The 17,499-nt window shown below is 45.6% G+C and carries 9 protein-coding genes and 1 tRNA gene; 5 read left to right on the top strand and 5 right to left on the bottom strand.

What is annotated here, in order from left to right; genetic code table 11:
• Nucleotides 1-22 precede the first annotated feature (22 nt).
• Nucleotides 23-334, bottom strand: coding sequence for a cory-CC-star protein (locus CAP50_RS07655; protein ID WP_100749605.1), 312 nt, complete (start codon nucleotides 332-334; stop codon nucleotides 23-25).
• A 125-nt stretch (nucleotides 335-459) separates the two neighbouring features.
• On the bottom strand, nucleotides 460-2,139 hold the full coding sequence (locus CAP50_RS07650; protein ID WP_100749604.1) for a carbon starvation CstA family protein: 1,680 nt from the start codon (nucleotides 2,137-2,139) through the stop codon (nucleotides 460-462).
• A 352-nt stretch (nucleotides 2,140-2,491) separates the two neighbouring features.
• Between CAP50_RS07650 and CAP50_RS07645 the strand changes: the two genes are divergently transcribed.
• Both CAP50_RS07645 and CAP50_RS07640 read left to right on the top strand, forming a co-directional pair.
• Complete coding sequence (locus tag CAP50_RS07645; protein WP_075100824.1) at nucleotides 2,492-3,160, top strand: hypothetical protein; 669 nt, start codon at nucleotides 2,492-2,494, stop codon at nucleotides 3,158-3,160.
• A gap of 90 nt (nucleotides 3,161-3,250) precedes the next feature.
• On the top strand, nucleotides 3,251-3,811 hold the full coding sequence (locus CAP50_RS07640) for a hypoxanthine-guanine phosphoribosyltransferase (protein ID WP_075100823.1): 561 nt from the start codon (nucleotides 3,251-3,253) through the stop codon (nucleotides 3,809-3,811).
• Nucleotides 3,812-3,886: 75 nt separating this feature from the next.
• Here CAP50_RS07640 and recD read toward each other — a convergent pair whose 3' ends face one another.
• The 3 genes from recD to CAP50_RS07625 form a co-directional block, all read right to left on the bottom strand.
• Nucleotides 3,887-6,094 carry an exodeoxyribonuclease V subunit alpha gene (gene recD / locus CAP50_RS07635; RefSeq protein WP_100749603.1) on the bottom strand — a complete coding sequence of 736 codons (2,208 nt, stop codon included), beginning with the start codon at nucleotides 6,092-6,094 and terminating at the stop codon, nucleotides 3,887-3,889.
• 101 nt (nucleotides 6,095-6,195) lie between these two features.
• Complete coding sequence (locus CAP50_RS07630) at nucleotides 6,196-10,803, bottom strand: UvrD-helicase domain-containing protein (RefSeq protein WP_100749602.1); 4,608 nt, start codon at nucleotides 10,801-10,803, stop codon at nucleotides 6,196-6,198.
• 96 nt (nucleotides 10,804-10,899) lie between these two features.
• Entirely contained in the window at nucleotides 10,900-15,354 is a 4,455-nt protein-coding gene (locus tag CAP50_RS07625) for an exodeoxyribonuclease V subunit gamma (RefSeq protein WP_100749601.1), read from the bottom strand.
• Between the two features lie 372 nt (nucleotides 15,355-15,726).
• Between CAP50_RS07625 and CAP50_RS07620 the strand changes: the two genes are divergently transcribed.
• The 3 genes from CAP50_RS07620 (at nucleotide 15,727) to CAP50_RS07610 (ending at nucleotide 17,343) form a co-directional block, all read left to right on the top strand.
• Entirely contained in the window at nucleotides 15,727-16,272 is a 546-nt protein-coding gene (locus tag CAP50_RS07620) for a hypothetical protein (protein ID WP_100749600.1), read from the top strand.
• 120 nt (nucleotides 16,273-16,392) lie between these two features.
• Entirely contained in the window at nucleotides 16,393-17,196 is an 804-nt protein-coding gene (locus tag CAP50_RS07615; protein ID WP_100749599.1) for a hypothetical protein, read from the top strand.
• Between the two features lie 71 nt (nucleotides 17,197-17,267).
• Nucleotides 17,268-17,343 (top strand) — tRNA-Arg (locus CAP50_RS07610).
• Nucleotides 17,344-17,499 lie beyond the last annotated feature (156 nt).

The raw sequence follows: 17,499 nt of genomic DNA, 5'->3' as shown, positions 1-17,499 counted from the left end.
ATAACAGTTTCTAAATCAGCACCTAGCAGCAGCCAACGTGATCAAAGGGGCATCTATCCATACCCATGCGGGTGTGCCATTCATGGAAGTTTTCTAAAAATAAAGGCTGTAGCTCAAGGGTATAAAAGCTGGCAGGATTATCAATACCGAGACTCTCTGCAAACATCATCAGCATAAAAAAATCCTCTTCGTCCCGTGCTGCCCGTGCCATCGTCTGGCGATATGGCGCGTGATAAAACTCATTGAGTCCAGCAGCAAACCGTTGCCACCATGGTGCTTTATTTTCTTGTTGGTTGGTGCCTTTTGGCTGATTTGCTATTGGGTTGTCTTCCATGATGTCCTTACCTCTTTCTTATTTTGCTTATTTATCATATCTATGATGCCTACCTCATACAAAAAACGCCAGCAATTGCTGCTAGCGTTTTTTATAAAGATATGGATGATAGGTTCTAACCTTAACTAGGAGTCCGTTTTACCTTTATGCGATGTCCATTCTTTACGCAGTACCGACAGACTCTCAAACGTCACTAAAATCGTGGCGATTAAAATGACAATATCCATAATAATGAGTAGCCAATTACCCTCATTAAAGAATGTTTTTAGCTGAATTAATAAGGCAAAGACAGTCATGATCAGCAAAAATGACAAAGGCGCTAAGGTATACCAGACAGGCTTACCTTTACGCAGTAAGATAACTGTGACGATCATCAAGGTTAAGGCCGCCATGAGCTGGTTGGTCGTACCGAATAGTGGCCATATAATCATACCACCAGCACCATCGATACCTCCTGCGCCAAATGCCAATAGCAAGCAGCTTCCTACGGCGAGCAAGGTAGCCACGACGCTTTTGCTCAGTACGGGGAGCTTGTAAATCTCACCAAACTCTTGGAATATATAGCGCTGCAAGCGAACACCAGTATCCATCGTAGTACCAGCAAACAAAGCTGCCATCACGGTAAGCATGGTCTGGGATAGCACGATATCGATACCCACACCGGCATTGAGTATAGTGGCACCGCCATCGATGAACGCCCCAACAGAGCCGTCACCAAATTTTTGGTAAACCGCTTGCCAATCTCCTAAGCTGGCAAAACCGGCAGTGGCCGCAAGAATGGCACCGAGCGCCAGCATCCCCTCACCCAGTGCACCAAAATACCCAACAAAGCGCACATCTTCTTCTTTATCGATCTGCTTGGAGGTCGTCCCAGTCGCCACCAATCCATGAAACCCTGAAATAGCACCACAAGCAATAGTCACGAATAATAATGGTAATAGTGAAGGCGTACCGACTGGCAGTGCGGTATTGACGGCTGGCGCAACGATGTTTGGCGTTGCGATAAATACTGCCGCATACAATAAAACCAAACCGACAAATAACTGCAAACCATTGATATAATCGCGCGGCTGCAATAGCATCCACACTGGCAATAACGATGCAATCGCCGCATAAGCAAATAAGATAATGATCCACAGCGCATTATCAGGAAGACCCATAAAGGTCTCAGGTAACACCACAGGGAACATAGGGCCAAGATAAATCAGCCCATATAAAGCAGTGACGCCAATGATAGATACCCAAACCAGATTCATCTTATAGCGATAGATACACTGACCGATGATAAAGGCCACGACTAACGCGCCCCATACTGGTAGTACAGCAGACGGCGTTTTAATCATCATATTGGCGATAGCAACACCAAACACCGCATTGACCATCAATAACAATAAAAATATCACGACCATCATCAAGCTGCGCACACGTGTGCCCATGACCGTACCAGCGATAGAGCCAATCGACTGACCGCGATTACGCATACTCGCCCAAATAGCGGACATATCGTGGACACCCGCCATAAAAATAGTACCCAACACCACCCAAATGATGGCAGGCACCCAGCCCCAAATCACTGCAATAGCTGGACCGATGATCGGTGCCGCCCCTGCCACTGAGGTAAAATGATGGCCCCACAATACATACTTATTGGTAGGGACGTAATCAATCCCATCTTTCATGGTATGAGCTGGCGTGGGACGACTGTTGTCCAATGCCAGAATTTTTGTGGCGATAAACTTTGAATAAAACACATAGCCGCAGAGCATGGCGGCAACTGCGATTAGCAGTACAATAGCACTATTCATCTTATCTCTCCCTAGACAAGTATTAGATAGCCTTATGAGTTCAAGCTTTTTAAATCAAAATCCAAAAAGTATGCTAAATTAGTGAGCGATGAAAGCCTCAGAACATTGCTATCAAAGACATAGCAGCTGATCACTGGTTACAATCACCGATTTTTCATATGGTATTGTAAGGTTAAGGCGCTTGATAAATGAATACAAATTTTGATGAATTTTTCTTTGTCTATCTATAAGCATGTCTTCACTTCCTGTATGTTTTGATAAAAGACATGCCTTAGATAGTAACTGATTTATTGAAGGTTACAAAGGTTACAACAGTAGTAAGACGTTAAAAACAACAAATAAAGGAGTTAGCATGGCACATTATTTTGGATTCGTTCCTTCAGACAAATTAAAAGCGCTTATTACTGAAGCAGAGCAAGTGGTTGAATCAAATGAGTCAGTAGATTACTACCCTTATCGCGACGCGTTGACTCACCAAACCGCGCGTGACCTGATTGACAACCTACTCGTCGGCTTAGTGGACACTATTCCAAACCCTGAGCGTCAAGCAGCCATGCGTAAAGTGATCGGCACCGTTGAAAAAGCGACGGACACGCTATTAAATATCCTACTGGGTAAAGAAAACAACGAAGAAGTGCTACCCAGCTTTCATTTCTTAAGAGATCGAGCGACGTTTATCGATAATGATGGTATCAAGCGCATTGGTTTTCAGCTGTCTGACAAAGACGCCATGACCATCGACAAAGGCTTTGCAGCGATTACGCCTGAGCATACAGATATGAAAATCTTTAAAACCGCGCTTGAAACCATGAACGAGGAAACGTTGACACACTTTGTCAGCCGCTATGCTGAAACCTTAAAGCTTGGCATGATCAAACGCAAATCTGTGCCCGTTGCCAAAGCGGCCATCGACAAAGGCATGTCTATGGCATTAAACAAGCTATTGCCCGACTTGCCAGATACTTCCTTAAACCGTTTGGCCAATTATTACCGCCCTTTTATCGTAAAAAAGCCAGAATAGCGAATATTATATTTTTATTAAGGCTGTAGTGTTGGGCAAATTTAGTAAAATTTGCTAAAATAGGCGGCACTTTTATCAAAGGCGCAACCCATGACCCAAATTAGTAACCAAGAAATCGAAAAAACCCTACGCAACTCAGAGTGCCTTATTAGCAGTATCGAAGTTGCCGCAGCTTATGAGCGCCTGGCCGCTCAGCTCAACCTGCACTACGCTGGCCTAAATCCTATCGTCATGGTCGTTATGAACGGCGGATTGATTCCAGCTGGTCAACTACTGACCCATTTGACTTTTTATCATCGTATGCATTATATCCATGCCTCACGCTACCGTGATAACGAAGGTACCAATGAGCTAGACTGGAAATTTAAGCCTGATGTCAGTATCGAAGGTGAGCACGTACTGCTGATCGATGATATTTTTGACGAAGGCATCACCCTAAAAGCCATCGTAGAACAACTTGGTAAAGAAAAACCGCTGTCTATCGAATGCTGCGTGCTGCTAAATAAAGAACATGATCGCAAAGTTGCTGACTTTGATGTAGATTTTGTCGGTATCAACGTTGCAGACCGTTATGTCTATGGCTGTGGCATGGATTTCCATGGTTATCTACGTCATCTGCCAGGTATTTATGCCATTAAAGAAGAAGCGTAAGCGCTTTATTTAAGCGGGCATTTTTAAAAGCATCCTAATCGGATGCTTTTTTTTGCTTACAGGTTAGTAGTGACTCTAAAACTGTAAGGCTAACCCTGTATGGCGCTCAGTGGGCGTTTGAACAGCTTTTTCTAGTGCGTGTTTTGTACTGTATATGGTTACTTGCTTTTTGGCACGTGTCACAGCGGTGTAAATCAGCTCTTTACTCAGCAGTCTTGCATTACTATTGTCAAAAGTAATGACTACATGATCAAACTCTGATCCTTGTGATTTATGAATGGTCATCGCATAAGCGGTGGCGATAACCTCTTCATTGAGCAAGTTAACATCAATCCCCTGCTCCTTATTTTCAAAAAACACCTCAAGTCGGCTGCGATTATCGCCAGTCTGTAAACAAAAACCAATATCGCCATTAAACAACCCTAGCTCGTAGTTGTTTTGTAGAATCATGACAGGGCGCCCATGAAACCAAGTGTTTTGACCTAGAGGCAGCTTTAGCTCATCAAGATGCCACTGGGTAAAGTAGTTATTGATGTAGTGATCGCCCCACTCACCATTGTGGCCAGCAGTTAGTATGCGAAACTGATTGAAGGTTTTCATTAGTGAGCTAATAGTTGCTTTGACTGCTTTTGGCACGGATTTTTCTATTGGGTTTTGCAGGAGAGTTTTGATTTTATTTAAGTATGGGTTGTAATGCTTAGCTGTTTTCGAGATTTTTTCTTTATTGCTTAGGCTATTTATTATAGCAATGTCTTTAGCTAATGAATTTGGTAAGCTATTGATATTGTTTATATACTCAAAGCCCAGCGCCTCATCATGTTTTAGCAACTGCCAAATAGCCTGCGTATCCGTCTCTATTTTGTTTATTTGATAAGCAAGTTTACCGATACCAGAGTCAGCGGTAAATCGGCGACTCTCTGTGAGCTCCGCATGAATCGCCTGCAAGCGCGGAATACGGCACAAGTCAGCCAATACTGCCCCTGCATCTACCGCAGCCAACTGGTTGGCATCACCCAACAATATCAGTCGCGCCCCAGGCTTTACTGCACTGACAAGGTGATTTGCCAGCTCTACCCCTAGCATCGATGCTTCATCGACGATAATGATATCTTCGCCCAGTGGATTATTGGCATCATAACGCGGTCTGCCCGTACGTCCAATGCCCAGCAAGCGATGAATAGTTTTGGCTTCTTGTAATTGTAGCTCGACGTTCGCGGCGTCTAACGCGGCTTGCAAAGACTCTTGCATACGCTGTGCCGCTTTACCCGTTGGCGCGGCTAACGCTAGGCTAGCACTGTCTGTACTAAACTTGATTTTTTCATGTGCCGCTCCCCTACCCTCTGTCGCTTGCTGCAATGCCATCACCAGCTGCGCCACGGTGTAAGTCTTGCCCGTGCCTGGGCCACCTGTAATGATACTAAAGGCATTTTTATTGGCAATATCAATCGCCTTTATCTGATTTTCGTGAAGGTTGTCAGGTATTGCTATCTCAAGCGGCGTTACTTGTTGGTCTAAAATAGTATTGATGCGCGCCGCTAAGTTAAATTCTGCTTGCCACGCTCGGTGTAACCAAAACGTGATTGCTGCGTTGTGTTTATCAGCCTCTTTGTTGTTAATGTGCTGATAAACGATAGGTTGATTATTTTTGCTTAGGCTATTTTTATTTTCATTATGGTTTGCGTTAGCATTAACGTCAGCGAACAAAGTGTGCTCATCGATTAACTTAGAAAAAAACGTTAAGTTACTATTTTTCAATAACTGGTAGAGTGCCGCTGCTGCATGAAACCTTTTAACCAACATCTCTTTTTCATGATTGCTAAGTGCCAGCTGCGCCCATAGCTGGTCTTGCTTAGCAAACAAATTCTCCAGCAACACAAATATTGATGCCTCAGCCGTAATATCAACCTCTGATTGAACCGCTATTTGAGTGTCAATCAAGGCAATAAGCGGCATTGCTAGCATCTCTAACAGCTGCTGTTGCCACGCATATAGTGTCACTGTCTCGCCACCAATCTGACCACTATGCGGCGCTTCATTCTCAGTTTCCTGAATGGTGAGTACAGTATGCCCCTCTTCTAAATGCGCAGCCAACATAGTAAATAGAGCGGTAAATAAGCCGTTATCTGATGCTGAGTCTACTTTTGCACTACTGTCCTTAGCCGTTGCATCGGCCTTGCTATAGGCCACCTGCGTTTGCTGACGACGTAGCAAAATATAGTCACTGATGTTGCTGGCCCAACTTTCTTGTAAGCTAATAGCAGCGCTACTCTTATTATTCTTCATAGACTATTACTCATGGTCTGTTCTTCTCTATATTTATAGAATTAATCGCTATAGTAATTTATTGCATCAAATTCGTGATTTCATGCATGTTGTATAGCCTGCTAACTGGGCAGGCCAAACAATGCATCTAGGGCTTTAATAAAATCAATGGGTATGTCCCAAGTCACCAATCCGTAGCGGGCACTACTTATTGATTTATGCTTCATTGAATTACTATACATTGAGTTGCTTCCGTCAAGGGTATTAACATCTTCTGCTTCAATAGCTAATGGGGCAGCTGGATCATATACGCCTCGTAAAAAGACATACTCCACCGCGCCCAAATACTTAGCTTCATTGCCTATATAATCAGCAATTCGCATCGACAAAAACCGATGCAATGCCACTTGATAAATGGCGGCTTGTAACCAATACCCTGCTTTCGACATTGCTCGCTTGAGCGTGGTTTCGTCATAATCACTTAGGCTATTTCCTAAAAAGTTACTTTTATAATCGACGACATAATACTTGCCAGCATGCTCATACACCAAATCGATTTCACCACGTAAATAACGATATAAATGCGCTTTGTTTTGCGGAACCAGATTGATGTGTTTGTCGGTCTCATCTGGTAGGTGTTTCTCAAAGAGCTGATTGATATTCTGTGCTTTAAAACGCTCTGATAGCCCCATATTGAACTCTAATTCGGCAAACCTATGACCTGCATCAATAGCGTGTAACGGCTGATCAGACGCTAAGAGCGGCGTATGCAGCACCTCTTCTATCCAGTCAATGAGCGCTTCATGCTTACTAACATCGATCGCCTCCGAATCCAATAAATCAGTATTTAATGACGCACTACCACCTTTGTCTTGCGTCTTTGCTTGTAGGCGACGGCTTTGGGCCTCAGCACTGCTATACACCAGCGGCAGCTGATAGCTACTGACAGCCCTATCGATAACCTGTGGCCACTGCGATTTATTGCTAAAATCAATTTTTTCAAATATCTCATGCAAAAACGTACCCGCATTGGCACCTTTGACAAAGGTAAAACGAATATCATCCTCTAACTTGAGACTTGCCTGATCGACTTGCGCGGCAGACTCATGACTATCTGGTTCATGACCACCCAGTGACGGTGAAACTGACGTTTCGGTGATATTGATATCAACATCAATATCTACCGCATCATCTATACGCTCATCCATCACAGCCATTGTCTGCGCCGACTCATCTAGCTGACGTGCTAAAGCGGTAAAACTGGTCTTGGCCCAACCATAAAAATAATTGATTTTCATAACCTCTGAAAAATCATCATACTTAATAGGCTCGGTTTTGGGCTTAGTCGTGGCAAGCGCGCCATTATTCGTTAATGAGCTTATTGCTGTCGCGCAGTTATCGCGATAAAACGCATCGATCTTATGCCCTCTAATCATGCCTATGGTGCCTTTAAGCCTATCTGGCAATTCAAACTTGGCCTCCTCGGAGTCAAACCAATAACACACTGGCCTGAAGTTGCAATCAGTATTTCTATAAGCATCTTTTAATACCACATAAAGCTGTTCACTGGCGCGCGTAAAGGCGACATAACCAAGCCGGCGCAGCTCATCAAAGCCCTCCTGCGTCTCAATATCGGTATAGTAGCCGTCTGTGGTCGCAGAGTCTTGCACTGGTGAGAATCGGCGCTGATTGCCTGTCGATTGCTGCGCCAACGCTGACTGACTTTGTTGAACAGCATCTTGTTGAGTAGCATATTGCTGGCTAGGGTTTTGTTGCACATTATAGAGATACAATCCATAGTCTTCTTTATTACCTGATTTTCTACTGGCATCGTCCATACCCAGCACATAGACAATGGGAAACTCTAGTCCTTTAGACTTATGAATGGTCATTAGCTGCACGCCAGACTCTGTCGGTAGCGGATATTGCTTAGCCCAATCACTGCTCGGCGCGCTATCTATGTTTTGTCTAAACCACGCTAGCAGCTCATACTCACCCATGCCGATACCATACTGCGCCAAGATATCCATCACATGGCGCAAATCCATGATATGACGTGCGCCTTCTGGATGCGCGGCTAATGCTTGCCACACGCCTTGTGGCTGTACAGGGCTTTTGTCCAACAAGTAATGCATGGCCGATAATATGCCAAAGTGCTGCCAACGCTGGGCGCCTTCTTTTAAATAGCTAATAAAGTCTTGATAGCTTTTCTTATTATCAATGGCTTGTATATTAGCGCTATTTAAATCTATAACCCCTGACTCATGGTTCGTCATCATGGCTTTGACATCCCTGATGCTCAGGCCATATAAATGACTGGTCAGCACCCGATTGATCATATCGTGACGATACGGGTATAGCATGGCACTTAGCAGCGCTGCCACATCCTCTGCCATGATAGTTTCAAAGATACTGACATCACTGGTGGCTAGAGTCGGCACACCAAGCTTGACAAGCTCGTCTTCGACTTGCTTTAAGTCTTTTTTGGCACGTGCCAGCACGCCGATATCGCTCGGTTGAATAGGCTTACCTTTAAGTGTCTGACCACTGCTGAGCAAGGTGGCAATATGACGCGCTGTGATCTCAAACTCGTCGTACTCAAGCGCTTTATCATAAGGCAGGTGCAATACACTTACGGGCTGAGCAGAGAGCACGTCATTTACTAAGTCATCTACCGAATCGCTATTTAGGTCGCTGTTTGGCATGTCTGGCTGACGAAACCAAGACAGCTGGTTTTCTTGCTTTTCAGCTTTAATGTGCTGGTAATAAATACCACTACCTAACTGTGCCAGCCTATTCTTTTGAGTCACTGGCGCAGGCATACCGAACCAACAGTTTAGGGCATTAATCACACTGGCGTTTGAACGACGATTAACATCGAGCGTCCATAGGCTGCTTTTGTCAAACTGGGCTTTCATATAATTATAGTTGGCGACATCACCGCCGCGAAAGCCATAAATGGCCTGCTTAGGATCACCTACCAATAGCAAAAACTCATGGTTGGCTTTATTGCTAGCAGCATGCTTATCATTGGCCGACGGTTTACGCTTCGGCAGATAGATGCTTTCAATCATAATGGCTTGCTCGCCATTGATATCCTGCGACTCATCAATCAATGCCACAGGATAATGATGACGAATATAACGTGTCAGCTTCTCTCCTTGCCGACCGGTCAATGCTTGGTTTAAACGTACCATCTGCAAGCTAAAGGTGGTTTCACCGCGCTCTTCTAAGATAACCGGCAGTCTGTCACGCACCGCCAGCACGATATGGCGATTGAGATTGGCTAATAACATCACAATATGCTGATTTAAACCATCAACCATATCTAAGATAGCCATGAGCTTGCTAATGGTGTCTAATGCGAAAAACGCTTCATGCTCTTTTTCTCTATTCTTATTAAAATTCTTAATTTTACCTTCTTCATTGGGATATCTAGAATCCTGCAATGAGGTAAGAATCTTATTTTCACGTTCATTTAGATAACTGGTAAACGCCAGCTGATGTTCCGCTATTTTTTGATGCACCTCAATAATGGCATCAAATTGCTTGAATAAATTGGAACCACCATTAAACCCTTGAGACTTTCGATAATCAGGGTTTAAATACGGCTGAATATCTGCCAAATCCAATGTCGAAAACTCATGCAATAGCTGCTCATATAGACTAAAATCAAAATCTGCTAGCCTTACCTCATCAATCGGCGCAGAGATAAAATTCAGCGAACGCGTGACAAAGCCCTTGTGGTCGCCCACCGCCGTCAGCTTGCCTTGCTGATGCATCAATGCATAAAGCTTGGGCTGCTCATGGTACAGTCGGCTTTGAAACTGACGCAGCTCATCATGAATGATACTGTCCGTCACTTGCTCGATACTACTGTCGTCAATAATGGCCATGCCTTGTTGGTGGCCTGTCTCGCTACTGTATTCTGTAAGCCACTTTTGCGCCAAACTATCGAGGGTACCGACAAACAGCTTGTCCAAGGTGGTTAATACCAGCGCCGTGCGGCGAATCGCCTCTGTCATCGGATAGCTATATACATGATCAAGCAAGTAGCCAACCAGATGCAGATTGATAGGATCTTGCATGATGTCATCTAAGCGCGCATCTTTTGCCTGCGCGACTAGCCATTTTTCACGAGTTTGTTTTGCTTGTACACGTTTTTTGGCCGCGGCTTTTTTGTCATGGGCTTTACCATAGTCATAAGCAATGTCTTGGTTGAGTTCATCAGCGTCTTTTTTAGCAGTCGTATCCGTGTCTGCGTGCTGACTTACCTGACTATTCTCCTTATCTTTATCGCTGTCTGGCGTCACTTGTAGGATGGATGGATATAAATGCTCTTTATTTGCAGGGTTGGTACTCAGGCTATTGACCCATTGCAGCAGTTGATAAAAATCCACCAAACGATCATGAATGCGCTGACGCATCTCGGCTGCCGCAGCGCGAGTAAAGGTCGTTGCAATGATTTGCTCTGGCGCGCGCCGTGCTTCAATGAGCAAGCGCAGTACGATGCCCGTAAGTGTCCAAGTCTTACCCGTACCGGCTGATGCTTCGATAAGATGCCGACCTGTCAATGCCACCTCAATCGCTGGTATCACCTCTGCCTCATTCTTAGGCTTAGTCATGTCATCATGCGTACCCTCACGGTCATCCATATCCTGCCATGCATCGGATGCAAGTGATTGGGTAGAAATATCCATTGTGTGAGTAGTGGCAGTAAATTCTTTCATAGGGGCGTACACTTTTTATTATTTGTCATACCAAAGGGTAAAAAACGAACCGTGTTAAATAATAAGTAAACAACTAGTAAGCAATCAACTAGCCAGCTAACTATCTAGACCTTGTAGCGCTGTGAACATTGGCTCATACAGCGGCTGTGCTAACGTCGTTAAGGCTGCTGATAGGGCTTTAAACGCGTCCTGATCACGCAGTACGTATTGCCAAATGGCATGCTGCGAGCAGGTATCGTATACCGTATCTACGGGATAATTGGGCCTTAGCCAATCTAAGAAATCTGCACGTTTTGGCCAATAACTGCCGCTTTCGTCTTTACTCTCTGCCGCTTTTGCGCACTTATCAAGATAACTGAGCGCATATTCTGGCAATAAGGTAATCGGCACTTGACCGACTAGCTTGCCAAATATCGCCCACTTTATCAGCTCAGCTACGGCATCTTCATACACAATAGGGCTGAGCTGAAAGGCGGTTATTTTTTCATACCTTTTAACTTGTGAGCTTGGCTTATTAAAGCGCCAAATACTCATGCCATCATTTAGAGCCACTTGCTCAGCAGTGGTACGTCTGGCAACTTGCCAATACAGATGTGACAACCAAAACTTGATTAAATGCTTGGGACTGGCAGAATTGGGCAGTATGTTTAACCACTGCTTGGGGGATTGCTCGGCATAGGATACGCCAGCCTGTAGATTAGCATGAGGATTATTAGCATCTATCGGTACTGATGTTGGTACTGAGCCTTTTATTTTAACCACTTTAGGTAATAGCTTTAGTAATAGCGTATCATCAGCCTCATTACTAGCACCAGTTAGCACAGATGCTAGCGCTAGCTGAACGGGATGCTCGATCGTTGGGGTCAGTAGCAGCAAACCACTTATACCATTTCCATCAACTAGCTGGGCATTATCCAAATCATTGTCCAAGCCATTAGCAACTAGCTGCTCTTTAAACTCCTGACATTGCTGCTGCAGTTTTTGCTGCTGGTTGGGCAAGGTCGTTTGCCGCGCCACCCCTGCTGGCATGATTTTTTGGTACATTAAAATTGGGCGGTCTTGCTTGTATGCGCTATCAACAGGGTTATTAGCGGCATCGCTCGCCAGCTCATGGAGCAAATGCGCTTTGATCTGATAAGTTGTCAGATTATCTAAAAATAGCGGCTCTTGCTGCGCCAGCGCTTCCTCGCCCTGCACCACATGCACCTTTTGCGTACGCAAAAACGCCTTGGCAGGATGACGCACTTGATAGGCCAATGCGCCTTCAACGTCTATCTCTTCAATATTAAACACCGTATCAAACATAGCGTCGATATCAATGGTGTCTATACCAGACTCTGCGTCTAGTGATAGCATCTCAGCCAATGCCGCTAAGGTTTGATTGTCTACTTGCCCCAATTGACCTAGAGAGTGTCCAAGCAGCTGAGCGATGGCTTCATACTGGGACTTAGTCGGCAAACCAACCAGCTCTGTCTGCTCATAAGATACACTATCCCTTAAGGTATGAAACACCGCTTGCCACAGCGGTGCGGGCGGAAATTGGCGTTGTTGCGCAAGCTTGGTTTGGCGCATGGCGGTATGCAAAATAGCATCCAGCGCATCTGTCTTGTCTTTATCGACGCTCTCGCTCTGGTTGGGATGAAGTAAAGCATTCGCTTCTTCACTATCTGTTTCAAACAAGCTCTCGTGAAACGGCAGTGCCGGATGTTCGGTCACCAGCCATTGCTTAATCAATTTGGGTAAATAACGCTTAAGGCTCTCGGTGGTAGAATCAACATTCTCAGGCAATGCGTCTAACGTGTCTAAGGCTTCAAGCGAGTTGACCTGCCACTGCACCTCGCCTTGCAAAAACTGCAACAGCTCACTGACTGGATTGGCAGGCAGGTGCTCGTGGGTGTCTGTCAGACTTTGACCATTATAAAATATCCAGCACGCACTGCGCGCACACAGTAGTGCGTCTAAGAACGCACCATTATCGTCATCTTCACTGACTCTATCACCGCGGCGAGCATTGGCAGCTTTCATCAAATCATAGCGATTATCACGGTCGCGCCCAGGGAACTCAGACAGATCCATATTGAGCATCACTACCAAATCAAAAGGCACGTTTCTGAGCGCCCCAAATCGACCAAAAGTAATCACTCCAGTCGGCTCGGCACTGACCTGCTGACTCTCAAGCTCCGCCTCGATACTGTCCAGCATAAAGCTCAGCTTAAGCGGCAACTGCTCGACACCTGCCAGCCTGTGTTCTACCTCCCTGTTGGCACTATCGCTACGAGCATACTGCCGATAGTGGCGATTGGCTCTCAGGCTTGATTTAAAGCCATTCATGGCGTTATATATGGCGCGCATCGTACGGGTTTGATCGACATCACCGAAGTAGCGATGAATCACTTGTGTCTCAATCTGCGCCAGCCAGTCCTCGGCTTTGAGTTTTTGTGTATGGTCATCACGGCGCGCAGTCAAGCCTGCATAAATACGGCAAAGCGCTTCAATGATAATCGCATCATTTAGGCTCACTTGTGGCAGCGGCAGAGTCATCTCTGGCAAGGCGGTGCTTGGCCAGTCCTCCTGTGCCAAAGGGTATAAGCAATCGCTCAAACTGGCCTCTGGCATCACCAAACCGAGTGTCAATCTATCTAGCGCTTGAGCAAAGGTAAATCGGTAATCATAGTCGTGGCTATCTAGGGTTTGTTTAAGATGCCACTCATCAAAACCGCGGATAAAGCCTGCCTCGATCAGCAGATCACAACCACGGCTCATCTGCTCATGGGTTAAGCCGAAGTTTTCATACAGCGGTGGCAGCATCAGCCAATCAAGCACCTCAGCCGCTTCAAAGCGGGCGCTATGACTGCCTAATAACTTATAAAAACCAATAATGGCTTCCCATAGTTGACGAATATCGGCATCAACCACTCCCGTCACCTTAGCAGGTAGCGTCAGGCCATCTTGACCTTTGCCATTGACAAATATAGAGCTGATCAGCGCATGATGCCGCTCAACATCGGGCAGCAACACGACAATATCGGATATATGGCGTTTTTTCTCATTAGGTGTTAATGGTTCATTGAGCCAGCGCCCAATCATGATGCGCAGCACTTCTAGCTGACGCTGTAGACTATGGCATGAGTGAATGCTTAGGCTATTGTCTTGTGCAGACATCGCCCACAAACGCTCCTTCTCAAAGCGCTTGTTTTCTAATACTTCATCGTCATACCACGCCGATTCTTGCGGCTTTTGATCAACTTGATCAAAAGACAGCTCTATTTGCTCACTGACTTCTTGCGAGACTTTGGCTGCGGTCGCTTGCTGGGTAGACTGCTCATCTAGCATCAATACATCATTTTGCAAACGTTTTAATAGGCTTGGGCTGTCTTGCACTTGTTGCCCACTGTCATCAAAATCAATACCAAACGCATCGCTCAAGCCCTTATTGCTATCATCGCCCTCATCAAAGATATCCTGCCATTCGACGAGTGCGTCTTGGTACTGCTCATTACCCGATAAATTAGCAAGCATCGCAAAAGTATCGCGCGACTGCTTGCCCAAACGCGATAGCAAACTGTGCCCATAATCACGCAAAAACACGCTTTCAGGGTTGATAATCTGCTGACGCTGTAGCCACGACTTGTCTACGATATCCGCCCAAAACAGCTTAGACGGATTATAGTGTAGTAGCGTAATATCCATGTATTGTGACAAGCGCTGCAAAAAGTCGAGCTCGGTCTGTGGAAGCTGCTGAATGGTAAAAATGCGCAGCACTTTGGGCAGTTGCGCGCGTTCATTTGCCTTGTTGTCTTTTAAGGCTGACCAAAAGGTATCCTCAAGCGCCACCCGGTGCTGATGCACATCAGCAAACAAATGCGACCATAAGAAACGCTGCGCGATCTCTAGCTCTACATAATGCGCCACCAACCAATCAGGCGTGCCTCGCGCATACTTATCGAAGCGCAGCGACAGAGCATCCTTTTCAGCGATCAGCGCCTCTACAGTCAGCGGTTTATCATGCGACCAGAGATCTAGCCAGTCCTCACGGTGGGTTAAATAGCGGTTAAACACCCTCGCCAAATCACTCGCCAGCTGCCAAATGCGCGCGTCTTGCTGTGCCTTATCCTGCTGCACTTCTTCTTGCGGCTCATCAATCAAAGATGCCAGCAGTGGATAAACGGGATGTTTTTCATCAGCGACAATGGCTTCTTGATAATAAGTCAAATACCCAAACAAGCGCCACTGCATCACCGTTGGCGACAACACCGCCACCTCAGGTACATTCAATGTGGCCGCTTTGGGGTTTTGTTCTAGCAAATAAGCATTGTGACGGCTCAACACATCTTGCATCAATGTCCACTGATACTGCCCCCAAAACGTCGTCGTCACTAAGGTACTGATACCCGCTTGACTTGCAATAGACTTATCTAGCCAATCACCAAGCACCATAGATGGCACAATGACCACAAACTTTTCAAAAACAGGTTGGTTTTTGGACTTATAGGCAGCTAATAGCTGCTCAACCAACAGCTCGGTACGGTGGGACTGAATGATTTTAAACATAAAGGCGATCTAATTGGAGTGATAATAAAATAACGAGGCGACGGAAGCATGCTAGGTACGATCAGATACAGTAACCTGCAAACACAGCCTGTCATGGTGCAGAGCATAATAGCAATGCTGGCGACGACACTCATCAATTCATGTTTGATGGTCGTTCGCTTGTTACATTTCTGCTAGCATGATGTCGATATCAGAATGCATGATAAAGCAGCTTGATAACGATAAAAAGCGCAAGATGCGTCACTTACTGATCAGTGTGCCATTGTTTATGGCGGTTTGCCAGTATATCATCTGCTCAGCAAGACAGCCTGCGACAACGGATGTCGTTAAGTTTTTACCTTAACTCTTTTGTCAACGAGATAAACAACTACTATGCCCCTGCGCCCTATTGATGCCATTTTCGTCCATCCAAAAAAACGGCTGTACGTCGTCTATTATCGCGGCGAGCTCTGGCAACTGCCACGTATGCGAATCAACGATAACGCCTGGCAAAACCGAAAGCCTTATACCGACGATAGTAGCGGACTCTACTTGAGCATTCATCAAGCCATCAGCGATCCGGTATTGGCACAAAAACTCCGTACTCTAAACCTCCCCGCCGCCGTCCACGGTAGCTCACTGTCACGCTTTGAAACTTGGTGGCAGGCGCATGGCTTTAAATGGCTCAAAGACAAGCTATCAACAGGTGAGTCGCCGCTTGCCGCTCATCAAGTAAAAACCATTGACAACAAACCCACTTCCCCTTCACACTATCATCCAGCAGCGGCGAGCAAAAATGATAATATCAGCGCGCCCAGCCGCCTAAAAACTAATGGTCCAAGCGGCAATGACTCGGCCGTAAATACCGCTGCCACGACGGATATTTTTGCAGACATGCTGGCAGATTTGGCAAAGGAAGTGCTACATCAGTCGCTTTAGGGATAATAACCTGATAGCAGCAGCTCTTAGGGCGCACTCCGACCTCGACGTCTGATTTTTTGCGTTATCCGAATACCACCCTTAACCATTCACTACCGAATATAAGAAGAGCAGTCATATATGAAAGACTACAAGCTGCTACTGGCTGGGCTAATTTTACTACTGCTCATCGTTTTTATCGCCATTTTTACGTGGCTGTGGATCAGTAACCGTAAAAACATAGACCCCTTGCCGATTATGGCAAGCAATAATGAAGCGTCAGCCATAACGGCAGAGAGTGAAGAGGACGATGTTTCAACCTCCACCTTGTATGTGCAAGCAGAAGAGCGCCTACAAGTGCCTTTAGACGATGTGATTGTCAGCTTTGAGTCTCGCTATCCGCACGTACAAGTTTTGGCCAATTATGTGCCCTCTCATGCGCTCTTGCAATTAGCAGATAGCGACATGACCGCCGAGCATCCTGCCTCAAACATCGGTACAGACATGATCATCGCCCACAGTAGTTTGACAGCCAAACGCCTTGAGCCTTTGCAGGCCCAGCTAACGCTGATGCAAAATGCGTTTAATAAAAAGGAAGCCAGTACCGCCTCTCATGACCAAGCGGCAGATACAGAGATGAATCAAAATGCCACTAAAGCCAAAACAGACAATCAAGAAGCGCGCAGTTTAAATGCATTTAGCTATGCATTAACAGATGAAGAAAGCCTAGACGGGGTGATTTTGTCCGATAATAGCATTGCCATCAGCTTTCGTAACTTTTTGCTATCGAGCGCAGGACAGGATATATTAAAAAAATACGATTATTATAATATCGATGGCTATAAAAACAGCGTAGATGATTTATTTAATCCAACGTCACGCGCCAAACAAGCCTCAGGTGAAAACCCCGTAGACGTCGCCGACGCGCTCAGTAATGGCAAATAAAGATAATCTGCCTATTTGTAGATTGCTCATTGCTTTTGGCGCAGCTTTTTTCTACAATGTCTCTCCACAACGCGCCTATAGCTCAACAGGATAGAGCAGTTGCCTCCTAAGCGACCGATCCGAGTTCGAGTCTTGGTGGGCGCGCCAATCATTGCTATCGACAACCCTCAATAATCCTCGCCAAACCCCGAAAACTAAGGGGTTCAATCTCCGACAAGTTACAATAGACCCCGATAACTTACGGCATTATACGCTTGTAAACGAAATTTTTTACAGTATTATTAACGGTATTCATCGATACCG

It is taken from the genome of Psychrobacter sp. L7 (assembly GCF_002810365.1).
Classification (GTDB): Bacteria; Pseudomonadota; Gammaproteobacteria; order Pseudomonadales; family Moraxellaceae; genus Psychrobacter; species Psychrobacter celer.
The sequence above is the reverse complement of the archived record's forward strand: the minus strand, read 5'-3'. Positions and strand labels throughout refer to the sequence as shown.

Excerpts from the sequence above, each read along its gene's own strand:
- CAP50_RS07640 (WP_075100823.1), top strand. The coding sequence starts at position 3,251 with ATGACCCAAATTAGTAACCAAGAAATCGAAAAAACCCTACGCAACTCA.
- CAP50_RS07615 (WP_100749599.1), top strand. The coding sequence starts at position 16,393 with ATGAAAGACTACAAGCTGCTACTGGCTGGGCTAATTTTACTACTGCTC.
- CAP50_RS07650 (WP_100749604.1), bottom strand. The coding sequence starts at position 2,139 with ATGAATAGTGCTATTGTACTGCTAATCGCAGTTGCCGCCATGCTCTGC.
- CAP50_RS07655 (WP_100749605.1), bottom strand. The coding sequence starts at position 334 with ATGGAAGACAACCCAATAGCAAATCAGCCAAAAGGCACCAACCAACAA.
- recD (WP_100749603.1), bottom strand. The coding sequence starts at position 6,094 with ATGAAGAATAATAAGAGTAGCGCTGCTATTAGCTTACAAGAAAGTTGG.
- CAP50_RS07645 (WP_075100824.1), top strand. The coding sequence starts at position 2,492 with ATGGCACATTATTTTGGATTCGTTCCTTCAGACAAATTAAAAGCGCTT.
- CAP50_RS07625 (WP_100749601.1), bottom strand. The coding sequence starts at position 15,354 with ATGTTTAAAATCATTCAGTCCCACCGTACCGAGCTGTTGGTTGAGCAG.
- CAP50_RS07620 (WP_100749600.1), top strand. The coding sequence starts at position 15,727 with ATGCCCCTGCGCCCTATTGATGCCATTTTCGTCCATCCAAAAAAACGG.
- CAP50_RS07630 (WP_100749602.1), bottom strand. The coding sequence starts at position 10,803 with ATGAAAGAATTTACTGCCACTACTCACACAATGGATATTTCTACCCAA.